Raw genomic sequence first — 22,426 nt, 5'->3', positions numbered from 1 at the left:
AAAACGAGCCGTAATACTAGCCCGACGGACAGACATTTTCATTATGCATATCGATCCCAACACCGGCCTGCTCAGCGATGCCCGACAACGGCCCTCGCCCAACTACGATGCGCGCCCGCAAGACTGCGGCGTCGATCTGCTGGTGATCCACGCCATCAGCCTGCCCGCTGGACAATTCGGCGGCCCCTGGATCGATGACCTGTTCTGCAACCGGCTCGATGCCGGCGCCCATGCCGATTTCGCCGAGATCTGCGGCCTGAGCGTCTCCGCCCATGCGCTGATCCGTCGCGACGGCGAAATCGTGCAATATGTCCCCTTCCAGCAACGGGCCTGGCATGCGGGAAAATCCACCTTTCAGGGCCGCGAACGCTGCAACGATTTTTCCATCGGCATCGAACTGGAAGGCGGCGACGACCACCCCTTCGAGGCCATCCAGTACCAACGCCTCGCCCAACTCACCCAGGCGCTGATGCAGACCTACCCCAGGATCAGCCGCGAGCACATCATCGGCCACAGCGACATCGCCCCCGGCCGCAAAACCGACCCCGGTCCCCATTTCGACTGGGCACGGCTGTGGCAACTGCTGGAAGACCCGTCGCTCTAACCCCGACAACCCGACCCCGACCGCGAAATTCCGCTATGATGGGTAGCATCACAACAGAGAGTAGTCAGTCACCATGTTCCTGCTTGCAATACTGATCAGCCTCACCCTGGAAAAATTACTGCCTACCCTCAATGGGCTGCGCAGCCTGGCCTGGTTTGACCATTACCAGTTATGGGTTCGATCCCGCTTCGAGCACCATGAAAAATGGCAGGGCGTCCCCAGCCTGCTGATCATCGTCCTGCTGCCCGTCGTCGGCATCGCCGCCCTGCAACATTTTCTCAATGAGCTGCTGGCCCTGCTGGGGTTTCTGTTCAGCGTCATCGTGCTCACCTATTGCCTTGGCCCTGCCGACGAACACCGCCGCGTCAACGAGTATCTGGAGGCCATCGACAACGACGACCCCGAAAGCGCAGAAAGGGCCCTGACAGCGGTGCTGCAGGCCGGCGGACACGGCCACCACAACGCGCCTGCGGATGAGCAAACACGCATCCAGCGCCTGATCGAGACCATCCTTATCCTCACCCACGACCGGGTGCTGGCCGTACTGTTCTGGTTTGTGGTGCTCGGTCCCATGGGTGCCGTACTGTACCGGCTCACCCTGGCGCTGCTGCCCCCCGCGATCGACGACCCGAACACTCAAACGACAACTAGCGACCGCCGCGAATTCAACCATACCGTCACCCGCCTGCACCATCTGCTCAGCTGGATACCCAGCCATCTCACCGCATTCAGCTACGCCATCATGGGCAGTTTTGTGCACGCCCTGCACGCCTGGCAGAATCGCTTTAATGAAGCGATCGCGGAACCGCTGGCAACGCCAGCCGAATCCTTACCGTTACAAACGGTGGAACAAACAGCACCAGCATCAGACGCCCTCCCCGAAACCCATCGCCTGCTGTTGCGCATCGGCATGGCCGCCCTGCAATTCGACACCCGGCCACCCCAGGACAACACCGCGATACGTGAAACCCTCGGCCTCTGCGGGCGCAGCCTGGTCGCCTGGATCACCCTGCTGGCCATCATGACCCTGGCCGGATGGGCCAGCTGAGCGTCGGCGACACGACCACGACAGAGGCAGAGACATAACGCGACATGCTCAGGCACTGCGTCCAGCGCCTCCTCTGTTTCTCCGGCTGCACCTGTAGACTTCCTACGATCCCGCTAAAACCGATACACCATGTACAGGCCGCCCCAGTAGTGGTTACGGTGATTGAGGCCATGCTTCAGCTCAGGCGATTTGGCATTCACCGCCAGCGTGAACTGCAGGGGCTGGTAGGTGAAGGTAAAGCCAAGGCCGCCCTCATGCAGGATGGGTTCGATCTCGTTCCAGCGGAAGGTGACTTCGCTGTCGCGGAACTGGCCCTGCAGGAAGGCGTCGTAGCCCACCAGTCGCAGGCGATACACGGCCCAGCCGTACCATTCAGTGCCGGCCAGCGAGGGCAGGAAATTGCCGCGATTGACCGGGTCAAACGGCAGCGTCCAGGAGGGGCTGGCAAGCCGACCGACGCGGGCCGAGAGCCCCAGGCTGAGGTTGGTCTGATAGCCCAGCGTCAGACTGCCCGCGCTGGCGATGTCCCAGTTGTTATGCTCTTCAAACAGTAGCTGTGAATTGCTGAGCCGGGCCCGCAGGGTGAGTTCGCCGCCCTGTGAGATCTGGTGACCCCAGCCCTGGGGGTCCACGGGTCGGTCGCTGTCAGCGGCATCGCGCCACAAACGGTGCAGCGCGGTCTGCACATCGTCGGCCAGGTCCGCGCCCAGCAGCCCCAGCTGGAGCTCAACCCCGACGGCGTTTTCCCGGTTGACCCGCACCCGTTTATTAGTGAGGTAAAACAGCGAGGCATACGGCCGGTCATTATAGATCGGGTTCGGGTCGGACAGGTCCTTCGGTGTATAGGTGACGGAACCGAGCATAAAACTGCGCACGATCGTGTCCTGTTTTGCGTGCAAGCCCATCCAGAGACCGATGCGTTCCACGGCACCGTCCAGCGGGTAGAGGCCGGTCTTTTTGTCCTGCCAGAAAAACTCGGCGGCTATCCCCATGGTGTAGTCGCGGTCCTCATTGAGAAACGGCACCGCCAGATCCTGATCGAGATACAGCCCAGCCCCCCACTGATCCTCAGGCAGGAGCTGAGCCAGGCCAGGCGTGGCGATCAGACATAACAATAGATAAACAAACTTGAGTGTTTGCATAGTCAACAGGCCTGTTGATCCCGGCAAAAGATTAACCTGAATCCGTGGTTTAAATGCAGTGCCTGGCTCCGCATTTAAGCCACGGATTCAGGAATTAAATAAGGCTTCTTCTAATTACGTCCGGCCCGGGCTTCAGACCGGCTCGCCGGCAATCCCCTCTCCCGCACCCTCCCGGCCGAACCAGAACGCGGCATCCTTGTCGAGAAACTCCGCATACGGCAGGTAGTGAGACCCATCACAGGAGAAGGTCAGGCTGACCAGGCCGTTGAAGATGTTCAGTGAGGCCGAGCGCAGGTAGATGGTGTCGTCGGCAAAGCGCAGTGCCTGTAATCCGCCCAGCACCGCGCTGATCTGTTCGCAGGGGATGAGGGCGTCCTGCGGATAGTCCCGGCGCGGATAGGCCAGGCAGACGTTGGGGTCGGAAAAGGCGTCGCCCTGCAGGATGCGATAACGATAGGGGTCGTCCATGGTCCACACCGTCGCCCGGCTGCTGGAAAAGTGCAGCACGCACTGAAACACGCCGTGGGCGACCACCAGTTCTTCCAGAATCGACACCGCCTGATCGATATGTTTATCCAGCAGGCTCTCCACCCGGGTCTGCTGGAAGACCGTGCCGCGGATCGAGGGATCGCCCTTGAGCTGCTGCCATTTCGACGGCTCTTCATACAGCTCGCCCATGGAGGGCAGGTTGCGCAGATCGAGATCGACCCCCAGATAACCCACCGCCGCTCCCTCCCGATAGAGCGTGTGCAGGGCAGTCAGCGAGGGACGGCGGGCCGACAGGCTGATATAGGCCTCGGAAAGCACATAGTCCCGATCCGCGCGCACCTCTTTCATGTAGGGGCGCGGCGCGCGGTCACGGCCGAAGTGTCCGGGCATGCGCCCCGCGCTGCCGACGTTATCCGATAGCTGGACGCCCTGCAGGTCCACCACATACAGGTAGGTGCAATAGGGGATGGTCTCAAACCGGGACAACAGCACCTGGGTCAGCGCCTCCCGCCCAGGCCAGGCCTGCTCGCAGGCCAGGGCGGCCCGCTGCACCGGCTCCTCGAGCAGGCCATACACTACCGCCCGCTGTTTGCGGATGCTGTCTTTCCAGGATGTGTGCACGCGTGTCTGACTCCCCTTTCCACTCTTTTCCAATGCCCCGGTAAACGATGGTTCGCAGGGCTGCTGTAAGACCCAGAGTAGCGCAATCGGGCGACCCTGGGCGGCAAAGCGTCGGCCCGGCAGCCGCCCGCCCGTTAATATATGCACAGTTTTTATCCATTTATGGCATACTGCGCGCCACATTTTCACCTCGTCGCTGCGTTTTTGCTCTACGGGCTGTTCTGCGGATGTTCCACAGACCGGACCCCACCGCCTGACGACAGCCGCGGCGAGTCTGCGGCCATTAATCATCTCCATCAACAATCCCGGTAGGAATAAGACCTTGTTAGCTTCAGCGAATATCACTATGCAGTTTGGCGCCAAGCCATTATTTGAGGACGTCTCCGTCAAGTTCGGCGACGGCAACCGCTATGGCCTGATCGGCGCCAATGGCTGCGGTAAATCCACCTTCATGAAGATCCTGGGGGGCGACCTCGAACCCACCTCGGGCAATGTCTCCAAGGATCCCAACGAGCGCATCGGCAAGCTGAAACAGGACCAGTTTGCCTACGAGCAGTTCAGCGTAGTGGATACCGTGATCATGGGTCACGAGGATTTATGGAAGGTAAAGGCCGAACGCGATGCGATCTACGCCAACCCGGAGATGTCCGAGGAAGATGGCATGCGGGCCGCCGAGCTGGAGCACGACTTCGCCGAAATGGACGGCTACACTGCCGAGGCGCGCGCCGGCGAGTTGCTGCTGGGCGTGGGCATCCCCGTGGAGCAGCACTTTGGACCGATGAGCGAGATCGCCCCGGGCTGGAAATTGCGCGTGCTGCTGGCCCAGGTGCTGTTTGCCGAACCCGACATCATGCTGCTGGACGAGCCCACCAACAATCTGGACATCAACACCATCGGCTGGCTGGAGGGTGTGTTAAACGAACGCAACTGCACCATGATCATCATTTCCCATGATCGTCATTTCCTCAACAGCGTCTGCACCCACATGGCGGATCTGGATTACGGTGAGCTGCGCATCTATCCCGGCTCCTACGATGCCTACATGACCGCCGCGACCCAGGTGAACGAACAACTGGCCGCGGACAATGCCAAGAAGAGCGCCCAGATTGCCGACCTCAAGGCCTTCGTCAGCCGCTTCTCGGCCAATGCCTCCAAGTCAAAGCAGGCGACCTCGCGGGCCAAGCAGATCGACAAGATCCAGCTGACGGAGGTAAAACCCTCCAGCCGCCAGAGCCCCTTCATCCGCTTTGAACAGGACAAGAAATTACACCGCCTGGCCCTGGAGGTAGAAGGCCTGAGCAAACACTTCGATGAAGAACTGTTTTCCGGACTCAACCTCACCGTCGAGGTAGGCGAGCGGGTTGCCGTGATCGGCCCCAACGGTATCGGCAAGTCGACCCTGCTGAAATGTCTGGTCGGCGATCTGCAACCCAACGCGGGCAAGGTGAAATGGTCGGAAAATGCCGAGATCGGTTATTACGCACAGGACCACGCCGCCGACTTTGCGCAAGACAAGACCCTCTATGACTGGATGGACGACTGGGGCAAGGACAGCGATGACGAGCAGATCATTCGCGGCACGCTCGGGCGTTTATTATTTTCCCAGGACGACATCAACAAATCGGTGAAGATCATTTCCGGTGGCGAACAGGGTCGCATGCTGTTTGGCAAACTGATGCTGAAGCGCCCCAATATCCTGGTAATGGATGAACCCACCAACCATCTGGACATGGAATCCATCGAGGCGCTCAACCTGGCGCTGGAGAACTATCCAGGCACGCTAATTTTCGTTAGCCATGACCGCGAGTTCGTGTCTTCATTGGCCACCCGCATTATCGAGCTGACGCCGACCGGCATCAACGACATCCACGGCGACTATGAAGACTACCTGCGCAGCAAGGCCGCGCCATCCGCCAATGGCAGGATCAGCGCCTGACCTCTCGCGGCTCGCCAGCATGAACCCCACCGACTTTTCCTCGCTCCCGCTGGGCGCTGCGTTACTGGAAAACCTCGCCTCGCTGGGGTACGCGACGATGACCCCCATCCAGGCGCAGAGTCTGCCGCCGATTCTGGCCGGCAAGGATACCATCGCGCAGGGCAAGACCGGCTCGGGCAAGACTGCGGCCTACGGTCTGGGGCTGCTGGCGGCGCTCAACCCGAAACAGTTCCGCGTGCAATCCCTGGTGCTGTGTCCCACCCGCGAGCTGGCCGACCAGGTGTCCAGAGAGCTGCGCCGTCTGGCCCGCGGCATTCAGAACATCAAGGTGCTGACGCTGTGCGGCGGCATGCCCTTCGGCCCCCAGGTCGGCTCGCTGGAACACGGCGCGCATATCGTGGTCGGCACTCCCGGGCGCATCGAGGAACACCTGCGCAAGGGCACCCTGGTGCTGGAGCGACTGAAGATCCTGGTGCTGGACGAGGCGGATCGCATGCTGGACATGGGCTTTCAGGAAAGCCTGGATGCCATCATCGCGCAGACCCCCGCCCGCCGTCAGACCCTGCTGTTCAGCGCCACCTACCCGGAAAAGATCCAGTCAATTGCCGCGCGCATCATGCACCAGCCGGTGATGGCGCAGGCCACCGCCAGCCATGATGCAAGCAGCATTGAGCAGCGCTTCTATAAACTCGACGACGAGCCGGCGCGGCTGACCGCCGTGCGCCTGTTGCTGCTACAGCATCGGCCCACATCCAGCCTGGTATTCTGCAACACCAAGCGCGAAACCCAGCAGCTGGCGGACGAGCTCATCGCCCATGGCTTCAGCGCCCTGGCCCTGCACGGCGATATGGAGCAGCGTGACCGCGACCAGACCCTGGTGCGATTCACCAACCACAGCGCCTCGGTACTGGTGGCCACGGATGTCGCCGCCCGCGGCCTGGACATCGACGCCCTGGATGCGGTGATCAACTACCAGCTCGCCCACGATACCGAGGTACACGTGCACCGCATCGGCCGCACCGGCCGGGCCGGCAACAAGGGCCTGGCCTGCACCCTGTACACCGAGCAGGAAAGCTACCGGCTGGCCCTGCTGGCAGACTATCTGGGCCATGCCATCGACCCCCAGGGCCTGCCGCCGCTGGAGCTGCTGGACACGCCCGCCTACCCGGCCAGCATGGTGACCCTGCAGATTGACGGCGGCAAAAAACAGAAGCTGCGGGCGGGCGATATCCTCGGCGCGCTCACCGGCGAAAAGGGCATCGACGGCGACCAGGTCGGCAAGATCATGCTGGCGGATAACTGGGCCTTCGTGGCGGTGCAGCGAACCGCCGCCCGCACCGCGCTCAGAAAATTGACCGACGGCAAGCTCAAGGGGCGTTCGTTCAGGGTGCGGCAGATTCAGGTCTAGCGCTTTTTCCGCACCGCTCGGTGCCCGCGCGCGACCTCGGCCGAACGCTGGCCATCCCGATGCCCTGGCTTGGGCTTCTTCGGCCGTTTCGGTTTGATCGGCCGCGTATCCAGCCGCGAGGGCGGCACATCATGCACGGGTTCAAAGCCGTCCACCAGGCGGCGCGGCAACAGCTGCCGGATCAGCCGTTCAATGTCCGACAGCTGCTTGAATTCGTCCGCGCTCACCAGCGACACCGCCTTGCCGGCGGCCCCGGCGCGGCCGGTACGGCCGATGCGGTGCACATAGTCCTCGGCCACGTTGGGCAGGTCGAAATTCACCACCTGCGGCAGCTGGCTGATGTCCAGACCGCGGGCCGCGATATCCGTGGCCACCAGGATGCGGATCTTGCCCTGTTTGAAATCGGCCAGCGCCCGGCTGCGCGCCCCCTGACTCTTGTTGCCGTGGATCGCCGCCGCCCGAATCCCCCGCTCCATCAGGTAACGGGTCAGGCGGTCGGCGCCGTGCTTGGTGCGAGCAAACACCAGCACCTGCTGCCAGTCGTTGTCGAGGATGAGCTGGGCCAGCAGGGCGGGCTTCTGTTTCTTGTCGACCGGGCAGATCCACTGCTCGACCGTGGTCGCCGTGGTCTGGCGGGGGCTGACGGCGATCTCCAGCGGCTGCTGCACCATGCCCTTGGCCAGGCTGCGCACCTCTGTGGAGAAGGTCGCCGAGAACATCAGGTTCTGCCGACGCGCGGGCAGGGCGGCGAGAATCCTGCGGATGTCGTGGATAAATCCCATGTCCAGCATGCGATCGGCCTCGTCCAGCACCAGCACCTCCAGCCGATCGAAACGCACCGCCCGCTGCTGATACAGGTCCAGCAGCCGTCCGGGGGTGGCGACCAGCACGTCGACCCCCTTGCGCAGCTGCATCATCTGCGGATTGATCTTCACGCCGCCAAACACCACCGCGGAACGCAGCGCCAGATGTCGGCTGTAGGTCGCCACACTCTCGCCCACCTGGGCGGCCAGCTCGCGGGTCGGCGTCAACACCAGGGCGCGCGCCTGGTTGGCCGGGGCACGTTCGCCCCTCGACAGCAATTCCAGAATGGGCAGGGTAAAACCCGCCGTCTTGCCGGTACCGGTCTGCGCGGCCGCCATCACATCCCGGCCCTGCAGCACGGCGGGAATCGCCTCGAGCTGGATCGGGGTCGGGGTGTCGTAGCCCTTTTCGGCAACGGCCTTAAGGAGGGGGGCGGATAGTCCCAGGTCGGCAAAATGCGTAGACATAGATAGGAAGGTCTCTGGAGTCTGTCGGATTCAGGATGAATGGGCTGCGCAAGCGAAAGAGCAGCCGGGAACGGCCCCAACCCCTCCGGCCGGCGGCCGCCGAGTTTAGCGCAACTCGCGGGTCGCTGCCATGCGGCGGGCGGACTCCACTGAGAGCCTGTGAAAAAATCGCCAGCCTACTGCGGACGCCGCTTTGATGCAGGCCATCCTTGGCCTGCACCCTGCGGGCTACTGACGCAGTCCCGTTTCGTTCCTGACGAAACGGTGCGGCTGCAACGGCGTTGCGCTACGCGAAAACGGCGGTTATTTGGTCCACCAAACTCCCTTGTTTTCGCGTAGCGCGCCTTGTTTCGCTCGCAAATCGACGCCCTCGCTACGGCCGTCGAATTTTTCACAGGCTCTGAGGCGATTATTCCACCACCAGCCCCAGGTGAAACACCACATCCGGCGAGGCGTGCACGGTGGGGTCTTCGCCCACCATCAGTTCCAGCCGGGTGTTGCGGCCCAGCTGGAGCTCACCGCCCATGAGCAGCTGCACGGCGGCGGCGTTGACCTGCACCAGTCCGCTGTGGTCATACAGCGGGCTGTGCAGGTCGAGCTGTAGCTTCAGCGCCAGCCACGGCCGCAGCCGCGCGCCCGCGCCCAGGCTGCCAAAGGCCGCGAGGCGACGCTGCTGGTCGGCCAGCACCTCGCCGTCACCCATCCATAACAGGCCACCACCGCCATACAGGCTGCCGGCGAGGCCCCACCACGACCGTGCCCGGTCGGCGCTGGCCCACAGCGCGGCATCCACCGCCCCGCTGCCGCGCAGCTCGGCGCTGTCGCCGCTGGGCAGGCTCAGGGCACCGCGCAGCGCCACGCGGGTGGGGGCCCCCGGCGGCGACCACTGCCTGCCCAGGGTCAGGCGCAGATCCCCGATGCCCGACACCGGCTCGTTCAGCAGCAGCTCGGTCACGCCGTTGCGCTGATAGGAATAGGTGAGTCGATTGCGGGGGGCGGTATCGCGCCCCCCCTGGGGCAGGAAAAAGGTGTCGTGCCAGTCCTCGATGAAGGCGTCCAGCGAGCCGCCGGCATGGCGCACATAGGGGATCTGCATACCCCACTCCCAACCCCCGCCGATGCCGCGCGCATAGACAAAGGTGGTGCGGCTGGTCTCGCCGTCGAACAGCAGCGCCTCATCGGCCGTTTGCCGGAAGGTGTAGTTGTTGGCCAGATCGTGCACCAGGCGATAACGCGCCTGTGCCTCGTCCAGCACGCGGGCGTTATCGATCGCCGGCAGGCCGTGGATCTGGATGATGGGGCTCTGGTTGAAACTGAAAAACGGGCTGAGCGGCTGCGCCGCGAGGGGCGCGGGGAACGTGGGGAATAGGACGACGCAAACTGCCGGCCACAGCAGGCCGGCGGTTTTTCCGCAGGCCCTCAGTCTGCCGCCAGCCACGCACGCGCACGCTGCACCGCGGCGCGCACCTGTGCCGGCGCGGTCCCGCCCAGATGGTCGCGCGCGGCGACCGAACCTTCCAGGGTCAGCACCTCAAACACGTCGGCCTGGATATGGGCGGAAAAGCCCTGCAATTCCTCCAGCGCCATCTCCGACAGGTCGCGCCCCGTCTCTACCCCCAGGCGCACGGCCTTGCCCACCACCTCGTGGGCATCACGGAACGCCACCCCCTGGCGCACCAGATAGTCGGCCAGATCGGTGGCGGTGGAGAACCCCCGCCGCGCCGCCTCGCGCATATTGTCGCGTCTGGGACTGATCGCGGGGATCATGTCGGCAAACACCCGCAGGCTGGCGCGCAGGTTGTCCACCGTGTCGAACAGGGGTTCCTTGTCCTCCTGGTTGTCCTTGTTGTAGGCCAGCGGCTGGCCCTTCATCAACATCAGCAGGCTCATGAGATTGCCGGTAACACGCCCGGCCTTGCCCCGGATCAGCTCGGGCACATCCGGATTCTTCTTCTGCGGCATGATGGATGAGCCGGTGCAGAAGCTGTCGCCCAGCTCGATAAAGGCAAACTGCGCCGAGGCCCACAGGATCAATTCCTCGGAGAAGCGGGAGAGGTGCACCATGGTCAGCGCGGCGGCGGCAACAAATTCGATGGCGAAATCCCGGTCACTGACCGCATCCAGCGAGTTTTCCGCGGGGGCGTCAAATCCCAGCAACTCGGCCGTGTAGTGGCGATCGATGGGATAGGAGGTGCCCGCCAGGGCCGCGGCGCCCAGGGGCATCACGTTGACGCGCCCGGCGCAGTCGCTGAGCCGGCCATGATCGCGTTTGAGGTTTTCAAACCAGGCCAGCAGGTGGTGGCCAAAGGTCACCGGCTGGGCGGTTTGCAGATGGGTAAAGCCGGGCATGATGGTATCGGCCTCCTGCTCGGCCAGGTCCACCAGGGCGGTTTGCAGGCGCCGCAGCTCGGCGATGATGGTGCCGATCTCGTCGCGCAGATAGAGGCGGATATCGGTCGCCACCTGATCGTTGCGGGAGCGCCCGGTGTGCAGCTTTTTACCGACCTCGCCGATGTTTTCGATCAGCCGCGCCTCGATATTCATGTGCACGTCTTCACGGCTGATCGACCACTGAAATTCACCGCGTTCGATCTCGCCGCGAATCGTCTCCAGCCCCGCATGAATGGCATCGCGTTCAGCCGCGGTGAGCACCCCCACTTTCGCCAGCATGCTGGCGTGGGCGATGGAACCGGCGATATCGTGCGCATACAGGCGCTGGTCAAAACCCACAGAGGCGGTAAAGGCCTCCACAAAGGCATCCGTGGGTTCGGTGAAACGCCCGCCCCAGGGTTTTTCAACGGTATCGCTCATAGGTGTTATGGCCCTTTTTATATTTGCTTATGTGGGTGCGGGTGTCGTCGCCAGATCGCCGGCCATGTCCATGAACGGCATTTGCCGAGCCAATCTACAGACTCCGACCGGCGTCCTCAAGATGCCGCGCATTATAGACGATAATGACCTTGGGCCCTACTGCAATGCGGGCCACACTCCGATAGACTGACCGACAATGAGCCAACGCCCAGACACCGCACCCCGGCCACAGCCGCCAGCCAGCAAGGCCAGCGATAATTTTTTTCTGCCGGATTTCTGCAATGTGCGCATGGTGTTTGCGGTGGTGGTGATCAGCGAACTGCTGGCCATCGTGCTCACCCTGTCCCCCCCGCAAACCGCTGTCAGCCGCTGGAATGACCTCAGCATCATCTCCCTGTTTATACAGTGGGTCGGGCTGAGCAGCGCGGCGGTACTGTGCATGGCGCGCCCATGGCTGGCGCGCATGTCGGAGACCCGCGCCGCCACGATAAGCTACTTTCTGTTATTGATGACCACCCTGCTGATCACCGAGCTGGCCTTCTGGGTGGGGGGTTATGTGCAGCTGGATAACTGGCAGCCCAATTTCTGGCAACCCAGCGACTGGCAACAGGAGCTGCTGCTGCGCAATCTCGGCATCAGCGCCATCGTCAGCGCCATCGTGCTGCGTTATTTTTATATCCAGCTCCAATGGAAACAGAATGTACGCGCCGAGGCCCAGTCGCGGTTACAGGCATTACAGTCACGGATTCGCCCGCACTTTCTGTTCAACAGCCTCAACACCATCGCCAGCCTCACCCAGATCGACGCCGACCAGGCGGAGGCGGCGGTGGAAAATCTGGCCGACCTGTTTCGCAACAACCTGGCCGATGCCAGCCTGTACATCACCCTCGCCGACGAACTGCAACTGACCCGGCGCTATCTCGATATCGAAAAGTTGCGTCTCGGTGAGCGCCTGCAACTGCGCTGGAGCATCGACGAGCTTCCGGCCGAGGCCTCGGTGCCCCGGCTGATCCTGCAACCGTTACTGGAAAACGCCATCTACCACGGCATCGAACCGATGAGCAACGGCGGCACCATCGGCATTGATGGCCACGTGTATGATCGGGAGATTTATATCTCCATCAGCAATCCGCGCCCCGCACAACACAACAACGAGCAGAAAAAGGGCAACCAGATCGCGCAGGACAATGTGCGCCAGCGGCTGGCCGCTATTTATGGTGAGTCCGGAAAGCTCAGCGTGCAGGAAGATGCAAGCGATTACATCATCACCCTCATCTTTCCCTTTCAACGCGGCCTGACGGACGCTCACCCCGAGACAGCCCACGCATGAAAATACTTATTGTGGATGATGAACCCCTGGCCCGCGCGCGCATGAACCGGCTGTTGCAGGATGTGCTGCATGCCGACATCGTGGGCGAGGCCAAAAGCGGCAAGGAGGCGCTGCTGCGCTCCAGCGTCCTGCACCCCGATGTTGTGCTGCTGGACATTCGCATGCCGGAGATGAGCGGACTGGAAACCGCGCTGCACCTGTCACAACTGCGCCATCCGCCGGCGGTGATCTTCACCACCGCCTTCAGCGAACACGCCCTGGCCGCCTTCGAGGCCAACGCCGTGGACTACCTGCTCAAACCTATTCGCCGCGAACGCCTGGAAGAGGCGCTCAAGAAGGCGCAAAAAATCAACCGCGCCCAGCTGCTGGAGCTGGGCAAGCAGGAAGCGGTCAGCCAGTCTCGCAGCCATATCAGCGCCTACATGGGCGGCAATTTACAGCTGGTGCCCTCGGAGAATATCTTCTATTTCCAGGCCGAGCAGAAATATGTCACCGCACACCACACCGAGGGACAGCTGCTGATCGATGATTCACTGAAATCACTGGAGGATGAGTACGGTGAGCGCTTTTTGCGGGTCCACCGCAACTCGCTGGTGGCCGTCAACTACATCGATGGCCTGGAAAAAGACAGTGACGGCCGCTATCACATCTGCTTTCGCAGCATCGATAACCGGATCGAGGTCAGTCGCCGCATGGTCGCCGCGACACGCCGGCGCCTGAAGGAAATGGGCAAGGTCTGAGAGCCCGTGAAAAAATCAGCGACGGGCTATTGCCCTAACAGGGAGTGGGAGACGTCGATCGCCTGTTCCAGATACTCGTCATACAGGCCCGGAGTCTGGTAGCCGACAATCTTGGGCACCAGGGGCTTGCCGCTGGCATCCACCAGCTCCAGGGTGGGCACGACATCAATGCCACGGCGCGTACCAAAACTGTCCGCACTGCGTTTGTGGCCGGAAAAATCACGCAGACTACCGTAGCTGTCCAGCATTACCTTGCGCAGGATGACGCGTTGCGGATCCACGCCCGCCTTGCGCATCGGCCCCAGCACCTCGGCCTCCAGCCGCTTGCAGTAGCCGCAGTCCTCGGTGGAGAACATGAGCAGAATGGGCACGCCCTTTTCCTGCGCCAGGGCACCCAGCGCGGCCAGGTCTTTCGTCGTCGTCACCCGCAAGGCCTCGGCCACGGTATCGCTATCAGCATACTCATCGTCAGCAGCGGCAGCGGCGAGGGCCAGGCCGGCGCAGACGATGCCGATCCCCAGCATGGCGATCCGGCGCAGCCTCAGGCGCCTGCCGGGGGGCTGGGTGAGGTCGCTGGACGGTAGAGATGATGATAGAGATGATAGAAAAGACGACATGTCATGCCCTCCTGAGTGGTGTTAATAGGATCACTGGCATAAACCATTAGTTCCCTGGCCATTTTCCTGGACACCCGTCTAGAAATCTATTTGCACCGCCGAGAATAGCCCGCATTCCGCATCGCCGCCGCAGGATCACCCATGTTATCGGCCCTTCACTGGCCCAGCATCTCGCGCAGATTCGACAGGTGGGCCCGGCCGCGCTCCTGCTGTTCCACCGGGTCCGCCTCATGGCCCCGGCCTTCCCAGGACAGGTCATCCTCGGGCAACTCGGTCAAAAACCGGCTGGGTTCGCAGTCCACCACCTCGCCGTGCTTGCGCCGCCGCGCGGCCATGGTGAAGGTCAGCGTCTTCTGCGCCCGGGTGATGCCGACGTAGGCCAGGCGGCGCTCCTCCTCTACATCGTCCGCCTCCAGGCTGGCGTGATGGGGCAGCAGATTTTCCTCCATGCCGACGATAAACACGTGCGGGAATTCCAGCCCCTTGGCGGCATGCAGGGTCATCAACGAGATACAGTCATCTCGCGCCTCTTCCTCGTTGCGTTCCAGGATATCCATCAGCGTCATCTGCGCCACCAGTTCGCCGAGGCTGGCATTGTCCTCGCTCTTTTCCGCCATGCGCGCCAGCCAGTCCACCAGGTCGTTGACATTGCCCATGCGCCGCTCGGCGGTCTTTGGGTCGTTGCTGACGTCCAGTAGCCAGTCCTCGTAACGCACATCGCTGATCAGTTCGCGCACCGCGGCCACCGGGTCACCGCGTTCGGCCAGCTCGGCCTTCGCCTTCAGCCAGTTGATGAATTCCCGCACCCGGGTCATCGCCCGGTAGCTCAACTGCGTTTCCAGCCCCAGCTCGTCACAGGCGTCGCACATGCTCACCCCGCGGCTGCCGGCATAGGTGGCGATCTTCTCCAGCGTGGCCGGGCCGATCTCGCGGCGCGGGGTGTTGACCACGCGCACAAAGGCCGTGTCGTCATCCGGGTTCACCATCAGCCGCAGGTAGGCCATGATGTCCTTCACCTCCTGATAGGAGAAAAACGAGGCTCCGCCGGAGATCTGGTACGGCAGCTGGTTCTCGCGCAGGCCCTTTTCAAACAGCCGCGACTGATGATTGCCGCGATACAGAATGGCGTAATCGCTGAACCGACCGCCGCGCTGGAATTTGTGCGCCAGCAGGCGCGACACCACCTGCTCGGCCTCGTGCTCTTCATTGCGCGCCTGCACCACCTTGATGGGATCGCCGTAACCCAGCTCCGACCACAGCCGTTTTTCAAACACGTGCGGATTGTTGCCGATGAGCTGGTTGGCGGCCTTGAGGATACGCCCGCTGGAGCGATAGTTCTGCTCCAGCTTGATGACCTTGAGGGTGGGAAAGTCCTCCTTCAGCAGGGCCAGATTCTCCGGCTGGGCACCGCGCCAGGCGTAGATGGACTGGTCGTCATCACCCACCACGGTCAGCGCGCCGCGCACCCCGACCAGGTTCTGCACCAGGCGGTACTGGGCGCTATTGGTGTCCTGGTATTCGTCCACCAGCAGATAGCGGATATGGTTCTGCCAGCGATCCAGCACCTCGGGATAGTCACTGAACAGCTGTGCGGGCAGGCCGATCAGGTCATCGAAATCCACCGCGTTATAGGCCCGCAGGTGACGGTCGTACTCCTCGAACAGCATCGAGGCGGCCGTCAGCCTGGGATCGCCGTTGGCCAGCAGCTGGGCCTGCGCCGGGCTGACCATGTCATTTTTCCAGTGGGAGATCTGCCACTGCATCTCCTGGGTCTGCTCGTCGGCATCGAAGGCGCGCCGCATCAGTTCCTTAATCAGGGCCTGTGAATCCTGGCTGTCGTAGATGGAAAAACCCTTGCGCAGCCCCAGCACCTTGCCCTCGCGCTTGAGGATATTGAGGCCGAGATTGTGGAAGGTGGAGACCCGCATGCCGCGCCGCTCCCTGGCCACCAGCTCGCCGGCGATGCGCGCCTGCATCTCGCGCGCCGCCTTGTTGGTAAAGGTCACGGCGGTGATGTGGTGGCCCTTGATACCGCAGTTCTGTACCAGGTGCGCGATCTTCTGGGTAATCACGCGGGTCTTGCCGGAACCGGCGCCGGCCAGCACCAGCAACGGGCCATCGATATAACGCACGGCCTCTTTCTGACGGGGGTTGAGATCAAACATCGGGGACTAATGACCAACTACGGGGAATGGAGTCGGCTATTCTACCCCAAGCCAGTGGCGCTTAAACGCCCGGGCAAAAAAATTCTGCGCCACCTTGACCCATACGGCGCACCGCACTATAGTTCGAAACATGTCGAATTATCTAACGAGCCTCCTAAATGGGGACGCCGCCACCCTGGCCGAGGCCTTCAAGGCCCTGTCCAACCCGCATCGGCTGAGGATATTCCAGCAGCTGCTGGGCTGCTGCACGCCGGGCACGGTCTGCTCCCCCGAACAGGCCGCCCGCCATTGCGTGGGCGATCTGGGTAACGGACTGGACATTGCGGCGTCTACCCTTTCGCACCACATCAAGGAACTGAGCCGGGCCGGGCTGATCCAGATGGAGCGTCGCGGCCAGCACGTGGATTGCTGGGTCGAGGCCGAAACGGTGCAGGCCCTGAGTCAGTTTTTCCAGCCGGGCGCGCCGCCCGTGGCGGATAAATCGGACAAATGACCCGGCGCTGACAACGGCCGACACCCTGCTAATAATCACAACACGCGACACCACAGTAAATCACAGATTGAACAACGATCAGGAGAATCACATGGACCAGAAAACCCACGACGACATCCGCCAGAACGTGCGCGAGAGTTACGCCGAGGTCGCCGAGGCCAGCAACGCCGGCAGCTGCTGCGGCGTCGAGGCCAGCTGCTGCGGGGTCTCTGATGACACCGCCATCAACACCCTCATCTCGACCCGCATGGGTTACTCGCAGGGCGATCTGGATGTCGTGCCCAGCGGTGCCGACATGGGTCTGGGTTGCGGCAATCCCCGCGCCATTGCCGGCCTGCGGCCCGGCGAGACCGTGGTGGATCTGGGCAGCGGCGGCGGCTTCGATGCCTTTCTCGCCGCTCAGGAGGTCGGCGCCAGCGGCCACGTCATCGGCGTGGACATGACCCCCGCCATGATCAGCAAGGCGCGGGCCAATGCGCTCAAGGGCCACTATGCCCAGGTCGAATTCCGGCTTGGCGAGATCGAGCACCTGCCCATCGCCGACAACAGCGCCGACGTCATCATCTCCAACTGCGTCATCAACCTGTCGCCCAACAAGGCCCAGGTCTTCAGTGACGCCTTCCGCGTCCTCAAGCCCGGCGGTCGGCTGGCCATCTCTGACGTGGTCGCCAGCGCCGAGATGCCGGAGGACATGAAGAACGACCCCCTGCTGCACGCCGGCTGCATGGCCGGTGCGGAACTGGTGCAGGAACTGGAAAAGATGATCGCCGCCGCCGGCTTTGAGGCGATTCACATCGCGCCGAAAGATGAGTCGCGGGCGTTCATCAAGGACTGGGCCCCTAACCGGGGCGTCGAGGACTATGTATTATCCGCCACCATCGAGGCGATCAAACCCGGCGGCGGGTGTTGTTGCTAGGCGCCTACCACTCCCAGACCTAACTACAAAAAAGGGCCCCACCAATAATATTTGGCGGGACCCTTTTTGTACTCACTGATACCGCGACTCAGGTTCGGCGCAGCACAGGGACACCGGCAATGGCCGCCCGCCAACCATCAGGACCAGTCGTTTTCCAGCGTGACCACCGCCGGCAGGCTGACAATAAACGTCGAGCCCTTGCCCTCTGTGCTGCTCACATGAATATCGCCGCCCATCGTCCGGCACAGCGTGCGGCTGATGACCAGCCCCAGACCGGTGCCGCCAAACTGCCCCGAGCGGTGGCTGTGCGCCTGCTGGAATGCCTGAAACAGGCCGGACACCTGCTCGGCACTCATCCCCATGCCGCTATCGGTCACGGTAAAAAACAGGGTGCCGCCATCATCATCGTCGGTGCGGCACACGTTCAGCTCGACCGTGCCCTGGCGGGTAAACTTGGCCGCATTGCTCAACAGATTCAAAATTGACTGACGCACCCACATGCTGTCGGCCTCCATTTCACCCAGCTCACCCTCACAGCTGACCAGCAACCGGTTGTTATTTTCCTTCACCAGCATGCCGGCAGTGCTCACCACATCCTTCACCATATCGGCGACACTGAACCGCTCCAGATGTATCTCCATCTTGCCGGCCTCAATCTTGGAGAGGTCCAGAATACTATTGATGAGCTTCAGCAGATGGTGACCTGAGGAATAGATCTTCTCCAGATCATCCGCCAGATCGTTGGCGCCCAGTGCGCGGGCATCTTCATTCAGCAGCTCGCTATAACCAATAATCGCATTCAGGGGGGTACGCAGCTCGTGACTCATATTGGCCAGGAAGGTGCTTTTCGCGCGATTGGCCTGTTCGGCCTGTTCACGCAGGATCTGCAGATCGGCGGTGCGATCACGCACCAGCTCCTCAAGCTGATGACGGTGGGCGTGCAGTTCATCCTCGGCCCGTTTCTTTTCACTGATGTCGCGCAGCGTAACGATATAACTCCAGTTATCGCCGATCTGCATTTCCGCTACCGAGACCTCGACCGGGAAGCGCGTATTGTCCTTGCGGGCAAGCTGGATCTCGTGTCGCCTGCCCACATCGGCCAGCTGCTCCTGCCCCAGGAAATGCCACAGACCGGGCTCGCAGGCGCCCGTATTGATGTCACAGGCGAACTGGCTGACACAGTTGCCCACCACCTCGCTGGCCAGGTAACCGGTAATATGTTCCGCCGCCGGATTGAAGGTTTGCACGATGCTATTGGCATCAATGGTCATCACCCCATCCATCATATTGTCCAGCAGGGCCCGAAAATGGAGTTCGCGTCCCCGCAACAGATTTTCGGCACGCCGACGTTCGGTGATGTCGCGAAAAAATACCGACAGGCCGCTGGGATGCGGGTAGGCCTGTGTCTCCACCCAGGTGTCGGACGGTGCGTAATAGGCCTCAAAGGCGACCTGCACATCGTCCTGTATCGCGCTCTGAAACTGCTCTACAAAGGTTGCGGACAGGCCGGGAAACCGATCCCACAGCACACTGTTTAGCACCTCATGGCGCGATACCTGAAATAATTTTTCCGCCTGTTGGTTACAGTATTCGATCACGTAATCCGCGCTCACGGAAAGATAGGCATCATTGGTGGATTCAAGAATATGCGTCAGCTGTTGATTGGCACGCAACAGGTCATAACCCGCTGTCTTGCGCGCGGTGACATCGCGCAGAAACACCTTGATCATCGGCGCATTGTTGAGCATCAACAGATTGGCATGCACGTCGACATACACTATCGCCTCGCCCGGCCGCTGGATCACCGCCTCGAAATAGGTGGCGCCATTGTGTCGAATATCACGCAGGGCCTTCAGGCTTTGGGCGCCATCGGAAAAGTAGCCATCCAGCTGAGCACCGATCAGCGTATCAGCATCGGTGTTGAACAGTGTGGTTGCGGCCGTATTGGCCTCCATCACCGTCAGGGCCTCATCCAGCAACACGATGGGGCAGGAGGCCATTTCGTTTAGCAGCCGAAAACGCTCCTGCCGCTGCATCTCATGCTCAACATCCACCACCGCATGAGATGAAGGAAGCGGCGCCGAGGCGCCCGCCTCCAACCGCTCGTTTTTCAGATATTCCGCCAGGCGATTCGCCAGCTGCCGGGCCAACTGATCCACACCGGCAATTTCCTTGTCAGAAAACGGGGGATCGGCATCGGCACGACCGACAATCATCATTGCGTACACCGTGCCTGCCGCCTGCACCGGTACGGCCAGCAACTTTACGATAGAAAACAATGCCGCAAACGCGGACTCTTCCTCAGGCACCGGGGCGGACAACTCGAAGGCCGCGGCGCCACCGGCAGCAAACACCCGGGGAATGATCGATGAACCGTCAACCGGGATCGCAATCTGCGCATCAAATGGCACGCTTTTCGAACCATGCACCACCATCGACAGGCAGCCATTATCGACATCATGCGCAAACACAATATGCTCGCCGTAGGGCAGCTGACGTCGGATTCCGGGGAAATTGGCTCGCACACAACGCTCAATCGAGGCGACGGCGTGATGCTGAGAGGACAAATTCAAGCTAGCTTGTGACATAGATGACGGGAACACCCATTGGCGCAGCAGACATTCCGAATACCCCTAATAAAACCGCCAGCACTCAAGACCTCCGTCCCCGCACTGGCGTGCCCAAATCAGTGGGCCAATACAGGTTCATCCGTGAAGCTGATACCTGTGACTATTTTCATTTTTCGGATATCTATATCGAGCATAACGTAAAAACCTTGAGCCGCAGACACAAATTTTACAACTCGCTCAGCGCCCGCAATGCCAGCACCTCGATGCGATGACCCGTTACCCGCCATTGCAGGTCAACGTCATACAAACGCATGCCAAAGGTCTGCGGCGATTCGTCATCCGCGCGATAGGCCGGGCGTGGGTCGGCCTGCAGTATCTGTTCGATCAGCAGCCGCAGGTCGGGGATGTCGGCCGCCAGGGCGGCGCATTGCCGCTCCGCCAACTCACTAAAGCCCACCGTCAGACCGGATACCGGCGCCTGTGCGGCAAACCCGCCCCGTGCCTCGGGCAAGGCATCGGCATAGGGCACATAGGGCTTGATATCCAGCACCGGCGTGCCATCCAGCAGGTCGGCACCGCGTAGCTGCAATCGGCAGTGCCCGGATCGGCAATCTATAGCTTCCAGTTCCACCGCTGACAGGCCGATGGGGTTCGGCCGAAACGGGGCGCGTGAGGCGAACACCCCTACGCGTCGGTTGCCACCCAGGCGCGGCGGCCGAACCGTCGGCTTCCAGCCCTCACGCAGCGCTCGATGAAACACGAACACCACCCAGATATGCGAGAAACCCTCCAGCTCGGCCAGCGCCTCGGGACAGTCATAGGGTGCATATAATTCCAGTGTTGCCTGCGCCGCCGTCACCAAACCCGGCTGGCGGGGGATGCCAAACTTTTCCTTAAAACAGGAATGGATTACGCCAATGGGCTGGAAAGAAAGGGGCATCATCAAGTCTCGTCGTTTCGGTCTCATCACTCATCGCTGCGCGGCCGCGCAACCGTCGCTGCACACCCGTGTCGGCCTCGGCTTCTGCACCCAGGCCATGATCGATAACGCTGGCGCAGGCGGCGCAATATCACGCAAAATACACCAAATTTGAATTCAGTGGTTGGCTGACTCTATGATGGCCTGCCTTAGAACCTGAATCCCCAGCGCAGGATAGCCTCGTCAATGAAACGCTTCACCTTTAAAAACCTGTTCAAACGCTCCACCGAGGCCAACAAATTCAAGGAACGCCGACAGCGCGCACGCCCCGAGGGGGGCTACGATCTGACAATCCTGATTGTTGATGATTCACGCACCGTGGTCGCCGCCTTCACCAAGGTGCTTACCCAGGCGGGATTTAAAACGATCACGGCCAGCAATGGCATCGAAGGTGTGGCCAGGGCCAAGGCGGATCTGCCGGATCTTGTGTTGATGGATGTGGTAATGCCGGGGCTCAATGGTTTTCAGGCAACGCGGCAGATTCGCAAGGCGGAGTCCACCTCACACATTCCCATCATCATCGTCAGCGGGGAACAGCAGGCTACCGAACAGTTCTGGGGAAAACGGGTGGGCGCCAATGCCTTTCTCACCAAGCCCGTCGATCGCGGTCAATTCTTTGCCACCATTTTCGACACCCTCAAACTAAAGGCTGTCTGAAACTGCCACGCGGCACCTGCGCCAGACCAAAATCGCCCTGTGCCCCCACTGTCTGACAGGTAGAATGCCGGTCAGCACGATGGCAACAGACTGCCGTCAATATTTGTAGGACAGGGTCAGGAAATTGAAGTTGATGCCGTGATTCGGCACCCGCACCGAACCATTGGAATAGTGCTGAAACTTGTAACCCAGGGCCCATTGCTTACGCTCACCGAAACGCATTCCTACACCGAACAGATCCGAGAACTGGAAGTTAGAACCAAATTCATGGTCTTCCAGGCGACTAACGGTAAACAGATACACGCCTACGCCCACATCAAGATAGGGCTCGATATAGCCAGTCCGGCCGGTAAACCGGAACATCGGCGTAAATCCCACGGTGACATTGGCGCCATCCTGACTGGCATCCCGGGTACTCTGCCATTTGGAAAAATCTAACTGCCAATAGGTGCTTAATCGCCAGCCAAAGACGGTCATCAGATTGTCATTCCAGTCCCATTCCGCGCCGGCGCGAACCACATACACATGCTCGCCCCCGCCCAGCTCCATCGACACCCTGTCAGCCTGAAGCGGATTGGTGGTGGCGATCAACACCGCCGTCGCCGCCGCGGAGGCCTTCCACAAAAAGG

Annotated in this window: 19 protein-coding genes; 9 read left to right on the top strand and 10 right to left on the bottom strand. The window is 61.5% G+C overall.

The window, feature by feature from the left end; translation table 11 throughout:
* The first annotated feature begins 43 nt into the window (after nucleotides 1-43).
* Entirely contained in the window at nucleotides 44-604 is a 561-nt protein-coding gene (gene ampD, locus RRB22_05560) for a 1,6-anhydro-N-acetylmuramyl-L-alanine amidase AmpD (protein ID MDT8383862.1), read from the top strand.
* Nucleotides 605-677: 73 nt separating this feature from the next.
* Nucleotides 678-1,652 carry a regulatory signaling modulator protein AmpE gene (gene ampE, locus RRB22_05555; GenBank protein MDT8383861.1) on the top strand — a complete coding sequence of 325 codons (975 nt, stop codon included), beginning with the start codon at nucleotides 678-680 and terminating at the stop codon, nucleotides 1,650-1,652.
* A 113-nt stretch (nucleotides 1,653-1,765) separates the two neighbouring features.
* On the opposite strand, the gene RRB22_05550 is transcribed toward ampE, so the two are convergent.
* Together RRB22_05550 and RRB22_05545 are read right to left on the bottom strand one after the other, a co-directional pair.
* Entirely contained in the window at nucleotides 1,766-2,794 is a 1,029-nt protein-coding gene (locus tag RRB22_05550) for a lipid A deacylase LpxR family protein (GenBank protein ID MDT8383860.1), read from the bottom strand.
* 132 nt (nucleotides 2,795-2,926) lie between these two features.
* Entirely contained in the window at nucleotides 2,927-3,859 is a 933-nt protein-coding gene (locus RRB22_05545; protein MDT8383859.1) for a PDC sensor domain-containing protein, read from the bottom strand.
* Between the two features lie 367 nt (nucleotides 3,860-4,226).
* On the opposite strand from RRB22_05545, the gene RRB22_05540 reads away from it, so the two are divergent.
* Both RRB22_05540 and dbpA read left to right on the top strand, forming a co-directional pair.
* Nucleotides 4,227-5,840 (top strand): ABC-F family ATPase, encoded by a 1,614-nt coding sequence (locus RRB22_05540; GenBank protein MDT8383858.1) that lies wholly within the window; start codon nucleotides 4,227-4,229, stop codon nucleotides 5,838-5,840.
* Between the two features lie 19 nt (nucleotides 5,841-5,859).
* A complete protein-coding gene (gene dbpA / locus RRB22_05535) occupies nucleotides 5,860-7,248 on the top strand; it encodes an ATP-dependent RNA helicase DbpA (protein ID MDT8383857.1) in 1,389 nt (462 codons plus the stop codon).
* On the opposite strand, the gene RRB22_05530 is transcribed toward dbpA, so the two are convergent.
* The 3 genes from RRB22_05530 to argH form a co-directional block, all read right to left on the bottom strand.
* The gene (locus tag RRB22_05530) at nucleotides 7,245-8,519 is read right to left on the bottom strand and encodes a DEAD/DEAH box helicase (GenBank protein MDT8383856.1); all 1,275 of its coding nucleotides are present in this window, start codon (nucleotides 8,517-8,519) and stop codon (nucleotides 7,245-7,247) included. The two genes, dbpA and RRB22_05530, sit on opposite strands and share 4 nt — an antisense overlap.
* Before the next feature lie 409 nt (nucleotides 8,520-8,928).
* Entirely contained in the window at nucleotides 8,929-9,957 is a 1,029-nt protein-coding gene (locus tag RRB22_05525) for a DUF3187 family protein (GenBank protein MDT8383855.1), read from the bottom strand.
* Nucleotides 9,939-11,330, bottom strand: a complete 1,392-nt coding sequence (argH, locus tag RRB22_05520) for an argininosuccinate lyase (GenBank protein ID MDT8383854.1) — start codon at nucleotides 11,328-11,330, stop codon at nucleotides 9,939-9,941. The genes RRB22_05525 and argH overlap by 19 nt, the downstream gene beginning before the upstream one ends.
* Nucleotides 11,331-11,526: 196 nt before the next feature.
* On the opposite strand from argH, the gene RRB22_05515 reads away from it, so the two are divergent.
* On the top strand, nucleotides 11,527-12,660 hold the full coding sequence (locus RRB22_05515) for a histidine kinase (GenBank protein MDT8383853.1): 1,134 nt from the start codon (nucleotides 11,527-11,529) through the stop codon (nucleotides 12,658-12,660).
* Nucleotides 12,657-13,400 carry a LytTR family DNA-binding domain-containing protein gene (locus RRB22_05510; protein MDT8383852.1) on the top strand — a complete coding sequence of 248 codons (744 nt, stop codon included), beginning with the start codon at nucleotides 12,657-12,659 and terminating at the stop codon, nucleotides 13,398-13,400. The genes RRB22_05515 and RRB22_05510 overlap by 4 nt, the downstream gene beginning before the upstream one ends.
* A 26-nt stretch (nucleotides 13,401-13,426) precedes the next feature.
* On the opposite strand, the gene RRB22_05505 is transcribed toward RRB22_05510, so the two are convergent.
* Nucleotides 13,427-14,017: a thioredoxin fold domain-containing protein gene (locus RRB22_05505; GenBank protein MDT8383851.1), complete on the bottom strand. Its 591-nt coding sequence runs from the start codon at nucleotides 14,015-14,017 to the stop codon at nucleotides 13,427-13,429.
* Between the two features lie 155 nt (nucleotides 14,018-14,172).
* Nucleotides 14,173-16,182, bottom strand: a complete 2,010-nt coding sequence (gene rep, locus RRB22_05500; GenBank protein ID MDT8383850.1) for a DNA helicase Rep — start codon at nucleotides 16,180-16,182, stop codon at nucleotides 14,173-14,175.
* A 130-nt stretch (nucleotides 16,183-16,312) separates the two neighbouring features.
* Between rep and RRB22_05495 the strand changes: the two genes are divergently transcribed.
* A complete protein-coding gene (locus RRB22_05495) occupies nucleotides 16,313-16,675 on the top strand; it encodes a metalloregulator ArsR/SmtB family transcription factor (GenBank protein ID MDT8383849.1) in 363 nt (120 codons plus the stop codon).
* 91 nt (nucleotides 16,676-16,766) lie between these two features.
* Entirely contained in the window at nucleotides 16,767-17,591 is an 825-nt protein-coding gene (locus RRB22_05490) for an arsenite methyltransferase (protein MDT8383848.1), read from the top strand.
* Nucleotides 17,592-17,728: 137 nt separating this feature from the next.
* On the opposite strand, the gene RRB22_05485 is transcribed toward RRB22_05490, so the two are convergent.
* A complete protein-coding gene (locus tag RRB22_05485) occupies nucleotides 17,729-20,116 on the bottom strand; it encodes a PAS domain S-box protein (GenBank protein ID MDT8383847.1) in 2,388 nt (795 codons plus the stop codon).
* 271 nt (nucleotides 20,117-20,387) lie between these two features.
* Nucleotides 20,388-21,104 (bottom strand): tRNA (N6-threonylcarbamoyladenosine(37)-N6)-methyltransferase TrmO, encoded by a 717-nt coding sequence (tsaA, locus tag RRB22_05480; GenBank protein MDT8383846.1) that lies wholly within the window; start codon nucleotides 21,102-21,104, stop codon nucleotides 20,388-20,390.
* 321 nt (nucleotides 21,105-21,425) lie between these two features.
* On the opposite strand from tsaA, the gene RRB22_05475 reads away from it, so the two are divergent.
* Nucleotides 21,426-21,797, top strand: a complete 372-nt coding sequence (locus RRB22_05475) for a response regulator (protein ID MDT8383845.1) — start codon at nucleotides 21,426-21,428, stop codon at nucleotides 21,795-21,797.
* A gap of 96 nt (nucleotides 21,798-21,893) precedes the next feature.
* On the opposite strand, the gene RRB22_05470 is transcribed toward RRB22_05475, so the two are convergent.
* Nucleotides 21,894-22,421: an acyloxyacyl hydrolase gene (locus RRB22_05470; protein MDT8383844.1), complete on the bottom strand. Its 528-nt coding sequence runs from the start codon at nucleotides 22,419-22,421 to the stop codon at nucleotides 21,894-21,896.
* Nucleotides 22,422-22,426 lie beyond the last annotated feature (5 nt).

Source organism: Gammaproteobacteria bacterium, assembly GCA_032250735.1.
Lineage (GTDB): Bacteria > Pseudomonadota > Gammaproteobacteria > SZUA-152 > SZUA-152 > SZUA-152.
Note: the sequence above shows the minus strand (reverse complement) of the source record. Positions and strands in the feature narration are given on the sequence as shown.

Bases quoted from the DNA above. Each gene is read 5' to 3' on its own strand.
- ampD (MDT8383862.1), top strand. From the start codon at position 44: ATGCATATCGATCCCAACACCGGCCTGCTCAGCGATGCCCGACAACGG.
- ampE (MDT8383861.1), top strand. From the start codon at position 678: ATGTTCCTGCTTGCAATACTGATCAGCCTCACCCTGGAAAAATTACTG.
- RRB22_05550 (MDT8383860.1), bottom strand. From the start codon at position 2,794: ATGCAAACACTCAAGTTTGTTTATCTATTGTTATGTCTGATCGCCACG.
- dbpA (MDT8383857.1), top strand. From the start codon at position 5,860: ATGAACCCCACCGACTTTTCCTCGCTCCCGCTGGGCGCTGCGTTACTG.
- RRB22_05530 (MDT8383856.1), bottom strand. From the start codon at position 8,519: ATGTCTACGCATTTTGCCGACCTGGGACTATCCGCCCCCCTCCTTAAG.
- argH (MDT8383854.1), bottom strand. From the start codon at position 11,330: ATGAGCGATACCGTTGAAAAACCCTGGGGCGGGCGTTTCACCGAACCC.
- RRB22_05515 (MDT8383853.1), top strand. From the start codon at position 11,527: ATGAGCCAACGCCCAGACACCGCACCCCGGCCACAGCCGCCAGCCAGC.
- RRB22_05510 (MDT8383852.1), top strand. From the start codon at position 12,657: ATGAAAATACTTATTGTGGATGATGAACCCCTGGCCCGCGCGCGCATG.
- RRB22_05505 (MDT8383851.1), bottom strand. From the start codon at position 14,017: ATGTCGTCTTTTCTATCATCTCTATCATCATCTCTACCGTCCAGCGAC.
- rep (MDT8383850.1), bottom strand. From the start codon at position 16,182: ATGTTTGATCTCAACCCCCGTCAGAAAGAGGCCGTGCGTTATATCGAT.
- RRB22_05495 (MDT8383849.1), top strand. From the start codon at position 16,313: ATGTCGAATTATCTAACGAGCCTCCTAAATGGGGACGCCGCCACCCTG.
- RRB22_05490 (MDT8383848.1), top strand. From the start codon at position 16,767: ATGGACCAGAAAACCCACGACGACATCCGCCAGAACGTGCGCGAGAGT.
- tsaA (MDT8383846.1), bottom strand. From the start codon at position 21,104: ATGATGCCCCTTTCTTTCCAGCCCATTGGCGTAATCCATTCCTGTTTT.